The organism is Streptomyces sp. NPDC052052, assembly GCF_040680455.1.
GTDB lineage: Bacteria > Actinomycetota > Actinomycetes > Streptomycetales > Streptomycetaceae > Streptomyces.
Window position 1 is genome coordinate 97347 of sequence record NZ_JBFAWU010000021.1, and the last position, 17059, is coordinate 114405.

Here is a 17059-nt window from a genome sequence, read left to right on the forward strand (position 1 = left end):
CACCGTCGCGGACGCCCGGAATCCCGACATGAACGAGATCGTGGGCAGCCACGACCTGCTGCTCATCACGCTCGACACACTGCGCCACGACGTGGCGGCGGAGCTCGCCGCCGCCGGACGCCTTCCGCATCTGGTGCGCCATCTCCCGGGTGGTGTCTGGGAGAAACGGCATGCGCCGGGCAGCTTCACCTACGCCTCGCACCAGGCGATCTTCGCGGGATTCCTGCCCACCCCGGCCGGACCCGGACCTCATCCCCGGCTGTTCGCCGCACGTTTCGCGGGCAGTGAGTCCACCGCTCCCAGGACCTTCGTCTTCGACACTCCCGATCTCCCGTCCGGCCTCGCCCGCGCGGGCTATCGCACGGTGTGCATCGGTGGCGTCGGCTTCTTCAACCAACAGGGACCGCTCGGTTCGGTGCTGCCCGGCCTGTTCCAGGAGAGCCACTGGGAACCGGAGTTCGGCGTCGCGTCGCCCACCTCCTTCGAGGCACAGGTGGCCCGCGCCGAGCAGGTCGTCGCCCAGCTCCCCGCCGAGCAGAAGCTGTTCCTCTTCGTCAATGTGGCCGCCCTGCACCAGCCCAACTGGTTCCACCAGCCGGGGGCCACCCGCGAGGCCGGCGATTCCCGCGCCACCCACGCCGCCGCTCTGGAATACGTCGACGCACACATCGGCCGGCTCTTCGCCGCGGCGAGCAGCCGCCGCCGCTGTTTCACCATCGTCTGCTCCGATCACGGAACGGCGTACGGGGACGACGGCTACACCGGCCACCGGATCGGCCACGAGTCCGTCTGGACCGTTCCGTACGCGCACTTCTTCCTGGAACCGGGGACCACCGCAGCATGAGCCGCACCATGACCGACGCGCGGGACGTCCGCCCGTACCAGAGCTACGTCTACGCCTATCCGCACAAGACCGCGTACCGCCCGCTCGCCGACCGGCCGGCGTTGCGCGAGCTGTGGGCGGCCGAGCCCAAGGAAGCGCTGTCGCTCTATCTGCACATACCGTTCTGCGAGGTGCGGTGCGGATTCTGCAATCTCTTCACCCGGGTCGGTGCTCCCGGTGAGCTGACGACCCGGTACCTCGACGCACTCGACCGGCAGGCCACCGCCGTCCGCGACGCGCTGGGCGACGCCGAACCGGTCCGTTTCGCCGCGGCGGCGTTCGGCGGGGGCACGCCCACCTACCTGACCGCACCGGAGCTGGAGCGGCTGTGCGACATCGCGGAGAAGCGGATGGGCGCCGATCTGGGGTCCGTCCCGCTGTCGGTCGAGACGTCCCCGTCGACCGCGACCGCCGACCGGCTGGCCGTCCTCGCCGACCGCGGCACGACCAGGATCAGCATCGGGGTGCAGAGCTTCGTCGAGGCCGAGGCACGTGCCGCGGTGCGTCCGCAGCGCCGCACGGATGTGGAGGCGGCACTGGACCGGATCCGCGAGGCACGCATCCCGGTCCTGAACATCGATCTGATCTACGGCATCGACGGGCAGACCGAACGGAGCTGGCTCACCTCGCTGGACGCGGCGCTGGAATGGCTGCCCGAGGAGCTGTACCTCTACCCCTTGTACGTTCGTCCGCTGACCGGTCTGGGCAGGCTCGACCCCGCGGGTGAGGCAGCGGCGGACGCCGCCTGGGACGAGCAGCGGCTGCGCCTGTACCGCGCGGGACGTGACCATCTCCTGGCCCGCGGCTACGAGCAGGTGTCCATGCGGATGTTCCGCCGGGCCGACGCACCACGGACGGACGGCCCCGACGACTACGCCTGCCAGACCGACGGGATGATCGGGCTGGGGTGCGGTGCCCGTTCCTACACCTCGAAGCTGCACTACTCCTTCGACTACGCGGTGGAGATGCGTCAGGTGCGGGCGATCATCGACTCCTACACCGCGACCGAGGACTTCTCCCACGCCGAGGTCGGCCGGTACGTCGACGGCGACGAGGCCCGCCGCCGCCACCTCCTGCAGTCGGTGCTCCAGGCCGAGGGGCTGCAACGGGACGAGTACCGGGAGCGGTTCGGCACCAGCCCGGGCGACGACTTCCCCGTCGAACTGGCCCGGTTCGAGGCCCGCGGCTGGCTCGACTCCGCGGCCGGGGCCGCAGGCCTGCTGCGCCTCTCCCCGGAGGGTCTGGCCCACTCCGACGCCCTGGGTCCCGAACTCTTCTCCCCCGCTGTACGGGCTGCCATGGCCGCGTACGAACGCAAGTGAGCGCGCCCATGGACCTGACCATCCTCTACCGCGGTCCGCTCGCGTCCTGCGACTACGACTGCCCGTACTGCCCGTTCGCGAAGCGGCGCGACAGCCGGGAGCAGCTGCGCGCCGACCGCGCCGCGCTGGAGCGGTTCACGGCGTGGGCCGCGGACCGGCCGGTCGACCGGCTGTCGGTGCTGTTCACTCCGTGGGGCGAGGGCCTGGTCCGGTCCTGGTACCGACGCGCCCTGGTGGAGCTGGCGCAGCTGCCGCACATCGCCCGGGTCGCGATCCAGACCAACCTCAGCAGCCGTACGGGGTGGCTGGCCGAGGCAGGTGACGCGGGCCGCGAGAAGATCGCGCTCTGGTGCACGTACCACCCGGGGCAGACACCGTACGAGCGGTTCCTGGCCAAGTGCCGGGAGCTGTCGGCACTGGGCATCCGCCACAGCGTCGGGGTCGTCGGTCTCGACGAGCATCTCGACGAGGCGCGGCGGCTGCGTGCCGCCCTGCCGGACGAGGTCTATCTCTGGGTGAACGCCGCGGAGGGCCACACCTACACGGACGAGGAGGCGGATCGCTGGACGGCCCTCGACCCGCTCTTCCCGTACAGCCGTCACCCGCACCGGTCGGCCGGACTGCCCTGCCGGACGGGCGAGTCGGTCGTCTCGGTGGACGGTGAGGGCACGGTGCGGCGCTGTCATTTCGTCCCGGCACCGCTGGGCAACCTCTACGACGGGAGCTTCCGGCGTGCGCTCGCCCCGCGTGCCTGTCCGCTGGCCGTCTGCGACTGCCACATCGGCTATGTGCATCTGGAGACGCTGCCGTTGTACGACGTCTTCGCAGGCGGTGTCCTGGAACGCATACCGGCGCAGCCGTTGCCGTCGCTCGCCGGGCGGGTCCGGGCCTTCGGCCCGTCCGGCGAGTAAGTTCACCCGGAGGCGGCCTCAGAGCGGCAGGAGGTCCGGACGCTTGGCCTCGACGTGGTCGCCGGAGGATTCGCCGCGCAGCCGTCGGCCGATCCACGGGACCAGGTGCTCACGCGCCCAGTGGATGTCGTCGCGCCGTACTTCGAGCGTGCCGCGCTGTTCCTGCGGGGGCCATTCCTGGTCCGGGTCCGCCGGTACGTCGATGCCGAGGACCTGGGCGGCGCGCAGCGCGACCCGGGTGTGTCCCTCGGGCGACAGGTGGAGCCGGTCGTCGTCCCAGGCTCGCCGGTCCTGGACGGAGCGCAGGGACCACAGGTCGAGGACCGGGCAGTCGTAGCGGTCGGCGATGGACCGCACATGGGCGGTGTAGGTGGCGATCTTGCCGCGCAGATGGCGCAGCACCGGAACACCCCGGGTGTCGAAGCCGGTGGTGACCATCACGGTGCCGACCGATGCGGTCAGCTCGGCGACCGCTCGCTCGAAGCGCTCGGCCACGTCGTCGGGGTCGGTACCCGGTCTGAGGATGTCGTTGCCGCCCGCGCAGAAGCTCACCAGGTCCGGTCCGAGCTCCTTGGCGCGGGGCACCTGTTCCTCGACGATCTGATCGAGGAGGCGTCCGCGTACGGCGAGATTGGCGTACCTGAAATGTCCGTCCGTAGAGCCCTCGGTGTTCGTCCCCTCGTCGGGGTCCGGGAGCTGGTCCGCGAGAAGTACCGCGAAACGGTCCGCCCAGCCCACGAAGGTTCCATCCGGGCCGGGGTCACCGACTCCCTCGGTGAAGCTGTCGCCGATCGCCGCGTACGACCCGATGACGCCTTGTCGGTTGATGACGCCACGTTGATTTTTTCTCGAATCGTCTGCCACGAGCGCTTATCCTGCACCGCCGAATGTGACCTACGCGACCGTAATAAAGGGTTGACGGGTGGTGAGATAGGCCACCCGGTCAGGTTTTGGTAAAAGGGGAATAAGCAGAAGGGACAGTGCGCCGCCGCGCACTGCCCCTTCTGTGTTGCCTGGGTCACGCCCTTTTGCTCAGGTCGCGCTCCGTGGCCCGCTCACCCGGTCGTTCGGCTCAGACGTAGATGCCGTGCGAAGCCAGGTAGGTGATCGGGTTGATGTCCGAGCCGTACCCCGGGCCCGTGCGGACCTCGAAGTGCAGGTGCGGTCCGGTGACGTTGCCGGTGGCACCGGAGAGACCGATCTGCTGACCGTTGCCCACGGCCTGTCCCGCCGAGACGGAGAGGGAGGACAGGTGGCCGTACTGCGAGTAGCGGCCGTCGGCGTGCTTGATGACGACCTGGTTGCCGTAGGCGCCGCCCCAGCCGGCGGTGACGACCGTGCCGGAGGTGATGGCCTTCACGCTGGTGCCGGTGGAGACGGGGAAGTCGATTCCGGTGTGGCTGCCGCTGGACCAGTTGGAGCCGGAGGCGCGGTAAGCGGTGGTGTGGTTGCCGGGGACCGGGTGGCTGTAACCGGAGCTGGTGCTCTGGGCGGCCGAGGCGGAGGACTTGGACTCCGTGGCCGTCGAGGTCTTGGCCGTCGAGGTCTTGGACGGAGTGGACTTCTTCGCGGCGGACGAGGAGGCCGCGGACGAACCGGCCGAGGAGGACTGGGCCGTGGCCTTGCCGGCGAGCGTCAGCTTCATGCCCGGGAAGATCAGGCTGGGGTCGTCGCCGACGACCGTGCGGTTGTCCTGGTACAGCTCCTGCCAGCCGCCCTCGACGTTGTGGTCGGAGGCGATCTTCGCCAGGTAGTCGCCGGAGACGACGGAGTACGTCGTGGTGGCGGCGGTCTTCTGTGCGACTGGCTTGACGGTTGCGGCCTGCGTGGCGACCGACTGGGCGGCGGCCGGGGCGGCCTGCGGCGCGGCGTGGGCGCCGGTGGCACCGAGCAGCGGCAGCGCGATGACGGCGCCGCCCGTGCTCACCGCGGCAACGCCACGGGCAACGGTGCCGACCTTGGTACGACGGTGCTTACCCGAGATGGGCATGATGAGCTTCCTCTCCGGCGCCTGCGAGGTGAGCTGTCGGGTTCGGGCTGGAGATGCCCGGTCGCGACGAGCGCGACTTCACCCCTAGCCGACCGGAATTCTCCGGTTCGGCGGCTTACCTGGTTCCCCCGCTCCTGCCACACGATGAGTGGATGCGAATTCCGGGCGGCGGCAGGATTAGGCGGTCCGACCGGATTGACCGTGACCGTAGGCGAGCCGGGACGAAGAGAACAAGCTGTCGGTTCCTCAGCGGAATCCGTTCCGGAGAAATCGACAGGGAATGCCGGTCACACTCCGTGGATTAAAGATCTTGAATTTCCGTGCGGCGCGGGGAATACCCATCCGTCCGGCACATACACACGGTCACGGATATGATCCCGCTCACCAGGGACCGGATCCCCTAGCACAACTCAGGCGCATGGCCATCAAATCCCTCTATTTCGGACATGACGCGCTTGTCATATCTGGCTAAGCCTCAGCACGCCCGCGTCGAGATCTCCCCGGAGCCCGGTGTGCAGCCCCTGGTGCAGCAGCACCGCACCGTGGTGCACCGCGCCGGTCTCACGGCAGAGGTACGTCGCTGCGGGATCGAGTCCGCGCAGTCTCAGGGCCGGCGGCAGCTCCCCGTACCGCTGCGCCTCCAGCCACATCAGGACCACGACCTCGTCACCGTGGACGTACTGGACCGCACTGAGCCCACCACGTGGGGCGCGCAGCCGGTACAGGGCGCCGTGCTGGACCACCGGCCGGATCTCCTTGTACAGGTCCACCCAGGTCCGCGCCTCGGCCAACTCCCCCTCGCTCCACTCGGCAAGGTTCCCGCCGATCCCGAGCACACCGGCCATCGCGCTCACGAACCGGAATCGCAGCGTGCTGGCCCTGCCGTTGAGCTGGGTATGCGGACTGTCGGTGACCCAGGCCGCCATCACCCGGGCCGGATGGATCTGGCTGAAGCCCTCCTGGATGGTCAGCCGGTCCAACGGGTCGGTGTTGTCGGAGGTCCACACCTGGTCCGTACGGGACAGCATCCCCAGGTCGATCCGCCCGCCACCGCCCGAGCAGGACTCGAAGGCGACCGAGGGGTGCGCGGCGCGGAGCCGGTCGATCAGTGCGTACAGGGCGTCCACGTGCTCGATCCAGAGCTTCTGCTGATACTCCTCGCCCGGCCAGCCGGCGTCGGTGAAACTGCGGTTGAAGTCCCATTTCACGTAGTCGATGCTCGCGCTGGAGAGCAGTGCGTCCAGTTGCTCCCAGAGATGCGCCCGCACATCGGTGCGGGCCAGGTTGAGCACCAGCTGATGACGGAACTCGGTCCGTACCCGCCCGGGAAAATGCTGCACCCAGTCGGGATGTGCGCGATAAAGATCACTGTCCGCATTGACCATTTCCGGTTCGACCCAGATACCGAACTGCATGCCGAGTCCGTGCACTTCGTCGGCGAGCGGCTTCAGTCCGCCGGGAAAGCGGTCCGGATTCGGGGACCAGTCGCCGAGCCCGGCGCGGTCACTGGTGCGTTGCCCGAACCACGCGTCGTCCACCACGAACAGTTCGACACCCATCGCGGCGGCGCGCTCGGCGAGGGCCCGCTGCTGTTCCTCGGAGATGTCGAAGCCGGTCGCCTCCCAGGAGTTGTAGAGCACCGGCCGCAGACTCCCCGCGTCCGGGATCACATGGGCCAGCTGCCAGGCGTGCCAGGCCCGGCTCGCCCCGCCGAATCCCTGCGCGCTCCAGAGACCGGCGAACACGGGTGTGGTGTAGGACTCGCCGGGCGCGAGGAGCAGAAGTCCCGATGCGTCGTGGCCGGCCCCGCCGGTGATCTGGACGAGTCCGTCGGGGAGCTGCTGGACGGAGATCCGCCACGATCCGGACCAGCCGAGCGCACAGCCGTAGACCTCGCCGCTCTCCTCGGTCGCCACGCCGCCGGCATCGAGTGCGACCCACGGCAGGTGCTGGTGTCCGGTGTGGCCGCGCCGGCTGGAGATGACGCTCTCGCCGTACGTGAGCTCCGCCCGTACCAGCTGCGACTCCGCCGCCCAGCGCCCGTGCAGCCGGCTCAGCCGCCAGCCGTCGCGGGCGGGCAGCGACCAGGTGGCCGCGTCGGCGCGGAGCAGTTCCAGCGCCGGACCGCCTGGCCCGGCATGGGCGACGGTGGCCCAGCGCTCGATCACATCGGAGTCGTCCCGCATCCGGTAGTGCAGGGTGAGGGCGAGCCGGTGCACCGGGTCGGTGAAGCCGAGACGGAGTTCCGCACCGTCCACCGTGGCGTCGGCGAAGGCCCACTCGGTCCCGCGGACCTGTGGAGTACGCACCGACAGGGCCGGGCGGACGAACCGGGGGCCGCCCTCCACGGGGTACTCCTCGCGGCCGTCGAGCCGGGACTCGAAGCCCCGGGCAGGCGGCTCGGGCGCCGCGGCCAGGGCCTCGGCCGCGGCGAGGGTGATCCGCGGCCCCCAGTGCAGATGGACCAGCTCGTCCCGGTCGGTGAGCCGCAGTGCGTAGCTGCTGCTCGCCCCGGTGAGCAGCCAGGTCCGGCCTCCGTCACCCGACTCGACCATCCCGCCCCCGTCATCCGACAGCTCCGTACATCATCGGCCGTCACCACCGGGGCGGGCAATGGGCGCATCGGGAATTCACCGGGTGGATCCGGCGCGGGAGCAACGGGGTTCGCCAAGTATCGACAAGCAAAGACCGAGATGATTGCCTGGGGAATCAATGTCGTATCGTCGCGGAAATGCCCTTGTCGGCGACGTGCGCCGGCACCAGACACTTCAGGAGTTCAGTGTGACGCAGCAGTTGCCGCAGATCCCGTCGACGGAACCCGAACTGGTGGGTGTCCGGAACTTCCGCGACGTGGGCGGCCTGCCCACCACCGACGGCCGTCGGGTGCGGTACGGGCGGCTCTTCCGCAGCGGCCACCTGGCGCACGCCACCGCCGAGGACGCGGCCTTCCTCGGCGGTCTCGGTCTGCACACGGTCTTCGACTTCCGCAATGCGGCCGACCACGGGCTCGACGGTCAGGATGTGGAGCTGCCGGGCGTACGGAACGTGAACATCCCGCTCAGCGACCCCGCCGACGGGGCCGAGTTCTGGCGGATGGTCCGCGACGGCGACCTGGACCAGCTGCGCTCGATCCTGGCCGACGGCAAGGGATCGGACCGGATGATCGCCTCGTACCGTGCGATCATCCGGGACCGCACCGCCGAGCACAGCCGGGTGCTGCACGCCCTGGCCGAGGACAGCGTTCCGGCACTGATGCACTGCGCGGCGGGCAAGGACCGGGCCGGACTGTCGATCGCGGTGTCGCTGCTCGCGGTCGGTGTCGAGCGCGAGGCCATCGAGGCCGACTACCTGAAGTCGAACGACGCCCACCGCCGCTACCGGGTGCACCGCAGCGACCCGTCGCCCGACGGCATGTCGCCCGAGGTGATGGAGCTGCTCAATCCGCTCTTCGGTGCCCACATCGACTACCTGACCGCGGCCTTCGCCACCATCGAGGAGACCTGGGGCTCCACCGACCGGTACTTCTCCGAAGGTCTGGGGCTCGCCCCGGAAACCCGTGAGCGGCTGCGCGAGCGGCTTCTCGACGAGGCGTAGCGGACCCTCCTCGACCGAGGTGGTCAGCCCTTGCCGGCCACCTCGAAGAGCAGGTAGAGGAAGGCCGCGAAGACGTGTCCGGCGACGAGGTAGGCGATCAGTCGGATCACCACGCCGCGCGGGAACTTCCGCTCCTGGGCTTCGTACTTCTTGGTGGACCCGAGTGGGTCGAAGTTCTCTGAATCGGACATGACGGTCCTCTCTGGCGGCCGGACGGACCGGCCTCAGCGGCGGTGTACGCCGTTGCCGAGGCACAGCTCGGCAGCGGGGCTCTGCAACAGGGTGTGGACGAACAGCAGCTCGGCGCCGTCGCGGTCGACGGCCGCGATCCGGTGCGGGGTGAGCGAGTCGAAGTGCGCGCTGTCTCCGGGGCCGAGATCGTGCACGGTGTCCCCGAGCGTGACCCGCAGGTGCCCGCCGAGCACGTGCAGCCACTCCTCGCCGGGATGGACGCGGACGAGCTCGCCCTGGGCGCCGTACGGGACCCGGACGCGGAGCGCCTGCATGGCCCGGCCCGAACCGCCGGCCTGCTGATACATCCAGCCGTCGGCCTCGGCTCCTTCGAACCTCCCGCCGCGGATGATCGCCCCGCGTTCCGGGGGCGTCTCGCCGAGCAGTTCGGAGACCGTCGTACCGTAGATCCTGGCAAGTCCGAGGAGCATCGGCAGCGACGGCTGCCGACGGCCCGTTTCGAGCCGGGAGAGGTGGGCGGGCGAGAGCCCGGCCCGCTGGGCGGCGGCCTCCAGGGTGAGACTGCGACTGCGGCGCAGATCGCGCAGGCGGGGCGCGACTTCCGGCAGCTCGTCGGGCGCCCCTCCGTCGGGAGTGTTCATACACCCATTGAGCCAGGACCTTTCCCCAGAGGCAAATTTCTTACCTCCGGGGCAAACTCCCTCGTGATCGGGCCCGTCCCTGCTCAGCGGTTGGCGAGGGCCTGCTTCACCAGGGTCCTTCCGAAGTCCCACATCAGTCCGCTGCCACCGTGCGCGTCGTCCATCACCGCGGTGAACGCCTCGACGAACCGGTCGACGTCCGCTTCGTCGATCACCAGCGGCGGAATCAGCTTGATCACTTCCAGGTGGTCGCCCGAGACCTGAGTGAGGATGCGGTGCTTCTGGAGCAGGGGCACCACCACCATCTGCGCGAAGAGTCCCTTGCGGGCCGCCTGCAGCATGGCCCAGCGGCTGCGCAGCTTGAGTGACGAGGGCCGGCCGAACTCGATGCCGATCATCAGCCCGCGCCCCCGCACCTCGTGCAGCAGCTCGTAGCGGCCGACGAGCGCGTTCAGCCGCCCGCGCAGCAGATCGCCGGTGCGGCGGGCGGCCGCGACGGTCTCCTCGTCCTCCATCACCGAGAGGACGGCGAGTCCGGCCGCCATCGCCTGGGCGTTGGAGCCGAAGCTCGCGGAGTGGACCAGGACCCGGTCCATCGACGAATAGACGCGCCTGAAGATCCAGTCCTTGCCGAGGGTCGCGCCGATCGGCACATAGCCGCCGGAGAGGGCCTTGGCGACACAGACCAGATCGGGTTCGACCCCCTCCTCGTGCTGGTACGCGTAGAAGTCGCCGGTCCTGCCGAGGCCGGTCTGCACCTCGTCGGCGATGAGCAGCGCCTTGTGCCGGTGCAGCAGTTCCTGCGCGTCCCGCAGGAAGCCGGGCGGCGCCGCGTGGACGCCCTTGCCCTGGATGGGCTCGACCACCAGAGCGGCCACGTCGCCGCGCTTCAGTTCGCGACGCAGGGCGTCGAGATCACCGAGTTCGATGGCGGTGTCCGGCAGCAGCGGTGCGAAGCCGTCCCGGAAGCCGCTCTCCCCGTTGACCGAGAGCGAACCGGTCGTGAGCCCGTGGAAGGCGTGGGCGCAGTAGAGGATCCTGGGCCTTCCGGTGGCGTACCGGGCGAACTTCAGGGCGGTCTCGACGGCCTCGGTTCCGCTGTTGCCGAAGAAGACCCGGTCCAGGTGCGGGCTGTGCACGAGCAGCTTCTCGGCCAGCAGTCCGGGCAGTGGCTGGCAGTCGAAGCGGGTGAGATCGGCGAGCGACGCGTCCAGGACGTCGTGCAGGGCCTTGCGGACGACCGGGTGGTGCCGGCCGAGACCCATCACCCCGAATCCGGCCAGCATGTCGAGGTAGTCGTTGCCGTCCGCGTCCCAGAAGTGTGCGCCCTCGGCCCGTTCGTAGACCCGGTCGAAACCGATGGTGTGCAGCATGCGGGGCAGTTGGTGGTTGAGGTGTTTCGTGTGCAGCTCGTAGCGTTCGGCGCCGCGCTCCGCGAGAAGCTGCGCCAGATCGAAGCCCTTGGGCCCGTCGTCCTTCATGCCCCGTTCTCCTCCGTCCTTCTCGCTGCTTCCCGGGCCTCCAGTGCGGCGCCGATGGCTCCGGCGATCTCCACTGGGGTCAGCCCGATGTCGGCCAGCACCTCGGCGCGTTTGCCGTGGGCGAGGAACTGCTCGGGAATGCCGAACGTCCGCAGCGGCACATCGACCCCGGCGTCCCTCAGCGCCTGCCCGACCGCCCAACCGACTCCTCCTGCACGGCTGTTGTCCTCGACGACCGCGACGAGGCGGTGCTGCGCGGCCAGTGGGGCCAGCTGTTCGTCGACCGGCTTCACCCAGCGCGGGTCGACGACGGTGCAGCGGACACCCATGCCCGCCAGCAGGTCGGCCGCGTCCAGGCAGACCGGGGCGAGCACGCCGACGGCCACGATCAGCACATCGGAGTCGTCCGCACGGTGCAGGACGTCCATTCCGCCGATCCGGTCGATGGCGGGGATCGACTCCCCCACCGACTCCTTGGGGAACCGGATGACGGTGGGTGCGTCGTCGACGTCCACCGCCTCCCGGAGCCCGGCGCGCAGTTCGTCGGCGTCGCGCGGGGCGGCGATCCGCAGCCCGGGGACGGTCTGGAGCACCGACATGTCCCACATGCCGTTGTGCGAGGGCCCGTCGGGCCCGGTGACCCCGGCCCGGTCGAGCACGAAGGTCACCCCGCACCTGTGCAGCGCGACGTCCATCAGCACCTGGTCGAAGGCCCGGTTGAGGAAGGTGGCGTAGAGGGCCACGACCGGATGCAGGCCACCGGTGGCGAGTCCCGCCGCACAGACCGCGGCGTGCTGCTCGGCGATCCCCACGTCCCAGACCCGGTCGGGGAACGCCTCGGCGAACTTCGTCAGTCCGACGGGGTGCAGCATCGCCGCGGTGATCGCGACGACGTCCGGCCGCTCCGCACCGATCGCGGCGATCTCGTCCCCGAACACCGAGGTCCAGGAGGGGCGGTACACCGGATCGAGCGGCGCGCAGGTCAGCGGGTCCATCGCGCCCACGGTGTGGAAACGGTCGGCGTCGTCGCTGAGCGCGGGCGGATAGCCGCGGCCCTTCTCGGTGAGGCAGTGCACCAGCACCGGTCCGCGGAAGCGCTTGGCCCGCTCCAGTGCGGATTCGACGGCTGCGATGTGGTGGCCGTCGATCGGGCCCAGGTACTTGAGTCCGAGGTCCTCGAACATGCCCTGCGGGGCGACGGCGTCCTTGAACCCCTTCTTGGCGCCGTGCAGCGAGTCGTACAGCGGCTGTCCGACGACAGGGGTCTGCTGGAGCACCTTCTTGCCCCAGGAGAGGAAGCGTTCGTATCCGTCGGTGGTGCGCAGGGTGGCGAGGTGGTCGGCGAGGCCGCCGATCGTGGGGCCGTAGGAGCGCTCGTTGTCGTTCACCACGATGATCAGCGGCCGGTCCCGCGCGGCCGCGATGTTGTTCAGCGCCTCCCAGGCCATCCCGCCGGTGAGGGCCCCGTCGCCGATGACGGCCACGACATGGTCGCTGCGCCCCAGCACCTGGTTGGCCTTGGCGAGCCCGTCGGCCCAGCCCAGGACGGTCGAGGCATGCGAGTTCTCGATGACGTCGTGCTCGGACTCCTCGCGGGAGGGGTACCCGGAAAGCCCGCCCTTGCCCCGCAGCTTGGAGAAGTCCTGCCGTCCGGTGAGGAGTTTGTGCACATAGCTCTGGTGGCCGGTGTCCCACAGGATGCGGTCCACGGGCGAGTCGAAGGCCCTGTGCAGGGCGATGGAGAGCTCCACCACCCCCAGGTTGGGGCCGAGATGCCCCCCGGTCCTCGCCACCGCCCGAATGAGGAACTGCCGGATGTCATCGGCGAGTTCGACCAGTTCTGCTTCACTCAGCGCCTTGAGATCGTGCGGCCCCCGGATGCTCTCCAGAATCGTCACGCTCGGGCCCCCTCTCTGGTTCCTTCTCAGCTCACGGCGACGGCGGGAACCGCCGGTGGTGTTCCCCACACCGTCCATGCCCTCGGTGAGCTTCCTGCTTCCTTGCTTCCTCGATCAGCGTCGCGGCGGGCCTCGGCCCGGGCACCGCCGTGCCGACGCCGCCCTTCACGGAGATCCGTCCCTTGCCGTTGCCGGACGCGACACCGGATCCGCCCCACGGGCCTCACCGGGACCGTGGGCGGCCCGGCCGCTCGTGCCGGGCCCGCGCCCCGCCGGCCGCCACCGGCCCCGGCCCGGATGCGCCGCGCGTGGCGGCGCATCACGGGCGGCCGGGCCGGTGGCTCGCCGGAGATCCGGTGCGACCGGGTCTCCGGCGGACTGGGCCTCACCCGTTCCCGGAGACGGTCTCCCGCATGGCGCGCAGGGACTCCTTCAGCGATCCCATGGTGGCGAGGACGGCGGTGGGCTCATAGCCGCAGTGCGCCATGCAGTTGGCGCAGCGCGGATCCTTGCCCCGGCCGTACTTGTCCCAGTCGGTCTCCTCGATGAGTTCGCGGTACGTCGGCACGTACCCGTCGGCCATCAGGTAGCAGGGCCGCTGCCAGCCGAAGAGCGAGTAGTTCGGGATGGCCCACGCCGTGCAGGGGAAGTCCGCCCGGCCCTCCAGGAAGTCCAGGAAGAGCGGGGAGTGGTTCAGCCGCCAGCGGGACCTGTTGCCGCCCGCGAACGACTTCCTGAACAGATCGCGGGTCTGCTCGACACCGAGGAAGTGCTCCTGGTCGGGGGCCTTCTCGTACGCGTAGGCGGGCGAGATCATCATCTCGTCGACCTTCAGCTCGTCATTGAGGTAGTTGAGGACCTCGATGACGGTCTGCGGGGTGTCCGTGTTGAAGAAGGTGGAGTTGGTGGTGACCCGGAAGCCGCGTCGCTTGGCCTCCTTGATCGCCGCCACCGCCTCGTCGAACACGCCCTCCTTGGCGACCGACTCGTCGTGCCGTTCACGCAGCCCGTCGATGTGCACGGCGAAGGCGAAGAACGGCGACGGCTTGAATTTATCGATCTTCTTCCGCAACAGCATGGCATTGGTGCACAGGAAGACATACTTCCTGCGCGCCACCAGCTGGCGGACGATTTCATCGATCTGCGGATGCATCAGCGGCTCACCGCCCGCGATGGAGACCATCGGGGCGCCCGATTCGAGGACGGCACCCACCGCCTGGGCAACCGGCATGCGCTGCTTGAGCACGCCCGCCGGATGCTGGATCTTCCCGCAGCCCTCGCACGCGAGATTGCAGGCGTACAAAGGCTCCAGTTCCACAATGAGCGGGAATTTCTCCCGCTTGCGGAGCTTCTGTTCAATGAGGTACGTCGCAACCTTGATGGACTGACGGAGCGGCATGGCCATCTGGCTCACCTCCTGGGGAGCAACAAAGATCGGTGCCATTCATAGAAAGCCGGCAGGACGGCACGGAGAACACGGAAAGCCGATATTCCACCGCTTATCGTGCCGATGCGGACGAGCTCATGCTCCGGAGCGTCCACGACCACCCGTACGGCCGCAACCGGCCGTGGGCCGGACCGCAGGGCGGTGCGCAGAGTGGCGGCGGACTCCATGTCCACCGCGATCGCTCCGGTGGCCCGCAGCTCGGCCCGCTCATGTCCGCGTACGACATGGGCGGAGCCGGTCAGCGGACCGGTGTGGACAGTGCGGCCGGGCACCGCCCTGGCGAGGGCCTCGGCCAGCAGGCCGGTGCCCGCGCAGACGGTCGAACTTCCCGGTTCCCGGGTCTCGACGGCCACCACGAGGTCCCCCGGGTGCATACCAAGGGACAGTCCGGCGCAGAATCCGGCGGCGAGGACCGCCGTTCGGGGGTCCCCCTCCGCGCCGAGCGCCCTGGACACGGCCGCCTCGGCGGCCTTGGGGCCCATGCCGGTACGCAGCACGGTGACCGGCCCCGGGGCGTCACCGGCCCTGCCCAGGCCGCTGCGGAGGGCGAACTGCTCGATTCCGAGCGCACACGCGATCAGCAGCGGCGATGCGGGCCCGGCCGGCCCCGGACCATGGTCCATCAGGCCCCCTTGCGGGTGGCTGTGCGGTCGGCGAACGGTTCGCCGTGCACATACCGCCCGAGCGCGGTGAGCGGGAAGACCTGCCGGTAGAGGTGGTAGTTGATGGAGAAGTCCCAGGGGAACCCGGTGCCGGTGAAGTACGGCTCGTCCCAGGACCCGTCGGCCTGCTGCGTCTCGCTGAGCCAGGCCACGCCCCGCTGCACCGCCCTGCTGTCCCGCTGTCCTGCGGCGAGCAGCGCGATCAGTGCCCACGCGGTCTGCGAAGCGGTCGAGGCGCCGTGCCCGATCCACTTCTCCTCCTGGTAGGAGCGCAGGTCCTCGCCCCAGCCTCCGTCGTCGTTCTGCACGGACTCCAGCCAGCCGACCGCGCGGCGGATCGCCGCATGTGAGACCGGCAGTCCGGCGGCCACCAGCGCGGGGACCACCGACCCTGTTCCGTACACGTAGTTGACGCCCCAGCGGCCGAACCAGGCACCGCTCGCCTCCTGATCGGCGAGCAGCCACTCGATACCACGCCGGGTGGCGGGGTCCTCGGACTGTCCCTCGACCGCCAGCATCTCGACCACGTGCCCGGTGACGTCGGCGGACGGCGGGTCGATGACCTCGCCGAAGTCGCAGAAGGGCAGCCGGTTGGGGAACGCGCTGGTGTTGTCCGCGTCGAAGGCGCCCCAGGCCCCGTTGCGGGACTGCATGCCGAGGTTCCAACGCACTCCGCGCTCGATGGCGGCCTCGACCCGGGCGGCGTCGGGGTGGCGGACCCGCCGCAGCGCGAGGACCACTTCGGCGGTGTCGTCGATGTCCGGGTAGTTGTCGTTGTGGAACTCGAAGGCCCAGCCGCCGGGGCTGAGCCGGGGCCGGCGTACGGACCAGTCGCCGGGCCGGACAATCTGCTCACCGAGCATCCAGTCCGCGGCCTTCACCAGGGCGGGGTGATCGGGGCTGACGCCGGCGTCGGCGAGGGCGATGGTGGCGAGACAGGTGTCCCAGACCGGGGACTGGCAGGCCTCGATCATCCGGGCGCCGTCCTCGCGCCGGACGGCGAAACGGTCGAGCGAGGTGAGTCCGGCCCGCATCACGGGGTGCTCGAGGTCGTAGCCGAGCAGGTGCAGGGCGATGATGGAGTACACGGCGGGCGGCTGGATGCCGCCCCAGCAGCCGTCGTTCTCCTGCCGCTCGATGATCCAGCGGGCCGCGGCGTTCATGGCAGCCCGGCGCAGCTTGCGCGGGGCGACCTTGTGGTACAGGTGCAGCGCCTTGTCGAGGCGCTGGAAGACGCCGTCCCAGCTGGCGGCGGGAGCTGCGCGCCTGGGCGGGTTCGGGTTGTCCGGGTCGGTGTGCAGTTCGTCGAGCGCGAAGGGGGCCGGACGGACCGGCCGCTTCGCCGCGACGATGGTGAGCGGCACGATGGTCTGGCGGGCCCAGCAGCCGAAGTCGTAGATGTTGAGCGGTGCCCACTTGGGGAAGAACATGACCTCCGGCGGGATCTCCGGCAGGTCCTCCCACTTCCACCAGCCGAAGAGGGCGAGCCAGATCCGGGTGAACACCCGGCTCTCCGCGATGCCGCCCTGTTCCCTGATCCACCCCGAGGCCCGGATCATGTGCGGTTCGTCCGGCCGGTCCCCGGCCAGCCGCAGAGCGACGTACGCCTCGATGGTGGTGGAGAGTTCGCCGGGGCCTTCGTAGAAGGTGGCCCAGGTGCCGTCGCCGCGTTGTTCGCCGCGGATGAAGCGACCGGCCGCCTGAACAGTGTCCTGGTCCTGGATGCCGAGGAACTGGCGGAGCAGAAGGTCCTCTGCGTCCATGGTGACGTTGGTGGCCAGGTCACCCTTCCACCAACCCTGCTCGTCCTGCCTGCCGAGAAGATGCTCCACCGAGCGCTCCGCGGCCCGCCGCGCGGCGGCGAGTACGTCGTCCGCGGCGATGGTTGTGTCGGTCGGATTGCTGGCCGAGGCCGCGCGGGGATCAACAGCCCCGGTGCTTCCGTCGGTCGTCGCTGTCATGGCTTCCCCTTCGTGCAGTTGTTCCTCTGCTGTGCTGGGGTCTCCGTCGGCCGGCGCCCGGTGGGGGCGCCGGCCGG

14 protein-coding genes, 1 pseudogene and 1 riboswitch are annotated in these 17059 nt (G+C 69.9%); of the genes and pseudogenes, 4 read left to right on the forward strand and 11 right to left on the reverse strand.

What is annotated here, in order from left to right:
- The first annotated feature begins 28 nt into the window (after positions 1 to 28).
- Genes AB0L71_RS24275 through AB0L71_RS24285 form a run of 3 tightly spaced genes read left to right on the forward strand, consistent with a single transcriptional unit; the run spans position 29 to position 3116 of the window.
- Positions 29 to 844 carry an STM4013/SEN3800 family hydrolase gene (locus AB0L71_RS24275; protein ID WP_365246746.1) on the forward strand — a complete coding sequence of 272 codons (816 nt, stop codon included), beginning with the start codon at positions 29 to 31 and terminating at the stop codon, positions 842 to 844.
- Positions 841 to 2205 (forward strand): STM4012 family radical SAM protein, encoded by a 1365-nt coding sequence (locus AB0L71_RS24280; RefSeq protein WP_365246670.1) that lies wholly within the window; start codon positions 841 to 843, stop codon positions 2203 to 2205. Before AB0L71_RS24275 ends, AB0L71_RS24280 begins: the two co-directional genes overlap by 4 nt.
- Before the next feature lie 8 nt (positions 2206 to 2213).
- A complete protein-coding gene (locus tag AB0L71_RS24285; RefSeq protein ID WP_365246672.1) occupies positions 2214 to 3116 on the forward strand; it encodes an STM4011 family radical SAM protein in 903 nt (300 codons plus the stop codon).
- An 18-nt stretch (positions 3117 to 3134) separates the two neighbouring features.
- Here AB0L71_RS24285 and AB0L71_RS24290 read toward each other — a convergent pair whose 3' ends face one another.
- From AB0L71_RS24290 to AB0L71_RS24300, 3 genes are all read right to left on the reverse strand, one after another.
- Positions 3135 to 3980 (reverse strand): SGNH/GDSL hydrolase family protein, encoded by an 846-nt coding sequence (locus tag AB0L71_RS24290; RefSeq protein WP_365246674.1) that lies wholly within the window; start codon positions 3978 to 3980, stop codon positions 3135 to 3137.
- A gap of 208 nt (positions 3981 to 4188) precedes the next feature.
- Positions 4189 to 5106, reverse strand: a complete 918-nt coding sequence (locus AB0L71_RS24295; protein WP_365246676.1) for a LysM peptidoglycan-binding domain-containing M23 family metallopeptidase — start codon at positions 5104 to 5106, stop codon at positions 4189 to 4191.
- 5 nt (positions 5107 to 5111) lie between these two features.
- A riboswitch (cyclic di-AMP (ydaO/yuaA leader) is annotated at positions 5112 to 5267 on the reverse strand.
- 297 nt (positions 5268 to 5564) lie between these two features.
- Complete coding sequence (locus AB0L71_RS24300; RefSeq protein WP_365246678.1) at positions 5565 to 7661, reverse strand: alpha-galactosidase; 2097 nt, start codon at positions 7659 to 7661, stop codon at positions 5565 to 5567.
- 226 nt (positions 7662 to 7887) lie between these two features.
- Between AB0L71_RS24300 and AB0L71_RS24305 the strand changes: the two genes are divergently transcribed.
- A complete protein-coding gene (locus AB0L71_RS24305) occupies positions 7888 to 8700 on the forward strand; it encodes a tyrosine-protein phosphatase (protein WP_365246680.1) in 813 nt (270 codons plus the stop codon).
- 23 nt (positions 8701 to 8723) lie between these two features.
- Here AB0L71_RS24305 and AB0L71_RS24310 read toward each other — a convergent pair whose 3' ends face one another.
- From AB0L71_RS24310 to shc, 8 genes and pseudogenes are all read right to left on the reverse strand, one after another.
- Positions 8724 to 8891 (reverse strand): DUF6126 family protein, encoded by a 168-nt coding sequence (locus tag AB0L71_RS24310; RefSeq protein WP_365246682.1) that lies wholly within the window; start codon positions 8889 to 8891, stop codon positions 8724 to 8726.
- 33 nt (positions 8892 to 8924) lie between these two features.
- Complete coding sequence (locus tag AB0L71_RS24315; protein WP_365246684.1) at positions 8925 to 9533, reverse strand: XRE family transcriptional regulator; 609 nt, start codon at positions 9531 to 9533, stop codon at positions 8925 to 8927.
- 83 nt (positions 9534 to 9616) lie between these two features.
- Entirely contained in the window at positions 9617 to 11014 is a 1398-nt protein-coding gene (locus tag AB0L71_RS24320; RefSeq protein ID WP_365246686.1) for an aspartate aminotransferase family protein, read from the reverse strand.
- Positions 11011 to 12912 (reverse strand): 1-deoxy-D-xylulose-5-phosphate synthase, encoded by a 1902-nt coding sequence (gene dxs, locus AB0L71_RS24325; protein ID WP_365246688.1) that lies wholly within the window; start codon positions 12910 to 12912, stop codon positions 11011 to 11013. The genes AB0L71_RS24320 and dxs overlap by 4 nt, the downstream gene beginning before the upstream one ends.
- A 31-nt stretch (positions 12913 to 12943) precedes the next feature.
- Positions 12944 to 13149 (reverse strand): annotated as a pseudogene (locus AB0L71_RS24330) (hypothetical protein); the annotation flags it as partial.
- A 148-nt stretch (positions 13150 to 13297) separates the two neighbouring features.
- On the reverse strand, positions 13298 to 14317 hold the full coding sequence (gene hpnH, locus AB0L71_RS24335; protein ID WP_365246690.1) for an adenosyl-hopene transferase HpnH: 1020 nt from the start codon (positions 14315 to 14317) through the stop codon (positions 13298 to 13300).
- A 5-nt stretch (positions 14318 to 14322) separates the two neighbouring features.
- The gene (locus AB0L71_RS24340; RefSeq protein WP_365246692.1) at positions 14323 to 14982 is read right to left on the reverse strand and encodes a 1-hydroxy-2-methyl-2-butenyl 4-diphosphate reductase; all 660 of its coding nucleotides are present in this window, start codon (positions 14980 to 14982) and stop codon (positions 14323 to 14325) included.
- Positions 14982 to 16982, reverse strand: a complete 2001-nt coding sequence (gene shc / locus AB0L71_RS24345; RefSeq protein ID WP_365246694.1) for a squalene--hopene cyclase — start codon at positions 16980 to 16982, stop codon at positions 14982 to 14984. The genes AB0L71_RS24340 and shc overlap by 1 nt, the downstream gene beginning before the upstream one ends.
- Between the last annotated feature and the right edge of the window lie 77 nt (positions 16983 to 17059).